The organism is Microbacterium sp. Bi128 (assembly GCF_918698205.1).
Window position 1 is genome coordinate 1 of record NZ_CAKKMM010000394.1, and the last position, 4,076, is coordinate 4,076.

Genomic DNA, 4,076 nt, shown 5'->3' on the forward strand with positions numbered 1-4,076 from the left:
GGGCCACGTCACTCAGGTGCGACGCTGAGGCGGTGAATGAGGGCGAGTCCGAAGCCGGGAAGCTTTCGTCGATCGCTTCGTCCAGGCTTCCGCCGGCCAGGTCTTCCTTCACGTAGTTGCGCAGGTCCTCGCGGAACTGGGCCTTGGACTCAGTGAGGATGATGCGGTCCTGCGGGCGCTTCGGGCCGGAGATCGACGGAACAACCGTCGACAGGTCCAGCTCGAGGTACTCGGAGAACTTGATCTCGCGGGAGGGATCGTGCCAGAGGCCCTGTTCCTTCGCGTAGGACTCCACGAGGGCGACGTTCTCGTCGGACCGGCCGGTGAGGCGCAGGTAGTCGAGGGTGACGTCGTCGATCGGGAACATCGCGGCGGTGGAGCCGAACGCCTTCACCGTAGAACTCGACGAACTTGCCGACCACACCGTGCTTGCGCAGCTGCTCGGTGATGGTCAGGACGACGTCGGTGGCGGTGGCGCCGGCCGGGATGGAGCCGGTGAGCTTGAAGCCCACGACGCGCGGGATGAGCATGGACACGGGCTGGCCGAGCATGGCAGCCTCGGCCTCGATGCCGCCAACGCCCCAGCCCAGCACGCCCAGGCCGTTGACCATGGTGGTGTGCGAGTCAGTGCCGACGCAGGTGTCCGGGTAAGCGCGGACAACGCCGTCGACTTCACGGGTCATAACGGTGCGGGCCAGGTACTCGATGTTGACCTGGTGCACAATGCCGGTGCCCGGCGGGACGACCTTGAAGTCGTCAAATGCAGTCTGGCCCCAGCGCAGGAACTGGTAACGCTCACCGTTGCGCTGGTATTCGATCTCCATGTTGCGCTCCAGTGCGCCGGAGTTGCCGAAGGCGTCAATCTGGACCGAGTGGTCAATGACCATTTCGGCCGGCGCCAAGGGGTTGACCCGCTTCGGGTCGCCGCCGAGCTCCTTGACGGCCTCACGCATGGTGGCGAGGTCAACGACGCAGGGCACGCCGGTGAAGTCCTGCATGATCACACGCGCCGGCGTGAACTGGATCTCGGTGTCGGGCTCGGCGCTGGGATCCCAGCCTGCCAGCGCACGGACGTGGTCGGCCGTGATGTTGGCACCGTCCTCGGTCCTCAACAGGTTTTCAAGCAATACCTTGAGGCTGAACGGAAGGTTCTCTGCACCTTCGACGGAGTTCAACCGGAAAATTTCATATTCGGTTCCGGCTACATTAAGTTTGCCTTTTGAACCGAAACTGTCCACAATGCTCATTCGCAGGACTCCTCTCGCAACAGTTTCATCTTTGTCGCGCCGCAGGACCCTTGCTAGTTAGGGCGGCCTAACTAATACAGGCATCAGTACAACGTGGTACGCAATGCAGGTAAGAAACGCAGGGAACGGCCGTTACATCAACACCAGTCAAATTAAAAGCAGCGGTGATGGAGCGCGACGACGGACTACTACGCCCATCCTAGTGGCATCACGGTTGAGGAGTCAGCAACGCCACAGTCTCCATGTGGTGGGTGTGCGGGTACAGGTCGAAGGCACGCAGCCCGGCCAGGCCCCAGCCGCCCTGCCGGAAATAGCCCAGGTCGCGGGCGAACGAGGCCGGATCGCAGGAGACGTAGGCGACGGCCCGGGGACCGGCGTCGATCAGCTGTTTGACTACCGCCTTACCGGCACCTGCGCGTGGCGGGTCCAGGATCAGGGCGTCGAAGTTGCGCGGTTTCTGCCGCAGCACGCGCTCCACACGGCCCTGGACGATCTCGACCTGGGCGGCGTCGTGCAGGTTCTTGCGTGCATCGCGGCTGGTTCCGGGTGCTCCCTCGCCCGAGAGCACGGATCCGGTCACGCCCACGGCATCAGCCAGCGGTGCCGTGAACAGCCCGGCCCCGGCGTACAGGTCCGCCACCACCGAGCCCGGCGCGAGGTAGCCGCCGTCGTGCAGGAAGCCGGTGACGGCGCCGACGAGTGTCTCCGGGGCATCCCGGTGGATCTGCCAGAAGCCGTCGCCGGTAACCCGGTACTCGTGGCCCGCGGCCGACTCCTGGACGTAGGTGCGGCCGCGCAACTGCAGCACCTCGCCGGTGGCCGGGTCCAGGCTGGCGACCGAGACGTCGTCGGGCAGCTGGGCCAGGATGCCGCTGAGCCGCTTGGACCGGGTTCCCGGGGCTGGCACCAGCAGCACCAGCGGCCGGGAGCCGTTCGCCGGCGCGGCAACCTCGATCCGGTCGATGCCCTGCAGGTCGATGTCCCAGAGCCGGAGCGCGTTGATTCCGTCCACGGCCAGCGGCATCTCGCTTGCCTGCCTGGGTCACGGCCAAGCCGGAGCGCGTGCGCCAGCCCAGGCCGGACGCGGCGGACTCCCCCGCACTGCCGGCATCCTCCGGCGCGCCTGCGCCGGCGCCTGCCGCCTCGCCGACGGCCTCGACTGTGATCTGCTCTGCCGGCGCAAGTTGGACGCCGGCCAGCCGCTTGAGTTGTTCGGCCAGGACCTCGGCCTTGAGGCTGCGCTGGCGGGCCAGGGAGATGTGGCCGAGTTCGGCGCCGCCGACGGGCGGGTGCCGGTGCGACCAGGAACGTGCGGAATCGGCGAGGTCCCAGAAGTGCGACACGCGGTCCGGGGAGGCCTCCAGGACCTCCACCACATCGGCGCGCCAGAATTTCGCGGCCGGGCCGTCGTCGGTGAGCCGGACGCGGACCTTTTCGCCGGGAATCCCGTGCCGGACGAAGATGACGCGTCCCTCGTGCCGGGCCACACAGTGGCCGCCGTGGGCGACGGGTCCGACGTCGAGCGTCAGCTCGGTGCGGGTCTCGGTGTGGGTGTGCGTCCGGGTGTCGGGGGTCATTGGATATCCTGCAGTTTCTTGGCTTCTTCGGACGATTTCAGCTGCCAAGGCACACTGCACACCATGACCCCGGGCTCGAAGTGCAGCCGGGTTTTGATGCGCAGCGCGGTCTGGTTGTGGACCAGTTGCTCCCACCATTTGCCCACGACGTACTCCGGGATGTAGACCACGATCAGGTCGCGCGGCGAATCCCGGCGCATGCTCTTGATGTAGTCCATGATCGGAGTCACCGTTTCGCGGAACGGGCTGGCAAGGACGGTCAGCGGCACAGGGATTTCGAGCTTCTCCCAGTCCGCAACTGTCGCCTCGGTCTCCTCGGAGCTGATGTCCACGGTAATGGCGTCCAGCCGCGACGGGCGGGAGGCCCGGGCGTAGGCGAGGGCGCGCAACACCGGCTTGCGCACGTGCGAGACGAGCAGCACGGCGTGCACCCGGGTGGGCAGCGCGCGCGGCGAGGAGTCCTCGTCCACGGCGAGTTCCTTGGCCACGTTGTCATAATGCGCCCGGATGCTCCACATGATCAGGAACAGCACGAACATGGCCAGCAACGCGATCCAGGCGCCCTGCGAGAACTTGGTGATCAGGACGATCACCAAGACCAGGGCGGTCATGCAAAAGCCCACCGTGTTTATGGTCCGGGACTTGATGATGCGCAACCGCACGGCAGGTTCCTTGGAAAGCTTCAGCTCCCGTCCCCAGTGCCGGATCATGCCCAGCTGGCTCATCGTGAAGGAGATGAAGACGCCCACGATGTAGAGCTGGATGAGCTTTGTGACGTCGGCGTTGAAGGCGATGATCAGCACCAGGGCGCCGGCCGCCAGGGCCAGGACACCGTTGCTGAAGGCCAGCCGGTCGCCACGGGTCCGCAGCTGGCGCGGCAGGTAGCCGTCCTGTGCCAGGATCGAGCCGAGCACCGGAAAACCGTTGAACGCCGTGTTGGAGGCGAACACGAGGATGACGCCGGTGGCGGCCACCACGATGTAGAACGGGATGGACCCCTCGCCGAAAACTGTCTGCGCGATCTGGCTGATGGCCGGGTTCTGGATGTACCCCTCTTCCAGCGGTTTGCCGTTCAGGAGGAATTCCGTCGCCGGATCCAGCACGATGTGCACCTTGGTGGCGTTGGCCAGGTAGATGATGCCCGCGAGCATGGCGGAGGCAATCACGCCGAGCAGGAGCAGTGTGGTGGCCGCGTTCTTGCTCTTGGGCTTCTGGAAGTTGGGCACACCATTGCTGATGGCCTCGACGCCGG

At 65.9% G+C, this 4,076-nt stretch carries 1 protein-coding gene and 2 pseudogenes; all 3 read right to left on the reverse strand.

Translation table 11 applies throughout. From position 1 onward, the window contains the following. Nucleotides 1–1,247: pseudogene (locus tag LQV45_RS19695) on the reverse strand (aconitase family protein); the annotation flags it as partial. 208 nt (nt 1,248–1,455) lie between these two features. Next, nucleotides 1,456–2,824: pseudogene (locus tag LQV45_RS19700) on the reverse strand (class I SAM-dependent RNA methyltransferase). Next, the coding region (locus tag LQV45_RS19705; protein ID WP_374208251.1) for an APC family permease at nt 2,821–4,076 on the reverse strand (1,256 nt) is incomplete at its 5' end. The pseudogene LQV45_RS19700 and the gene LQV45_RS19705, both read right to left, overlap by 4 nt.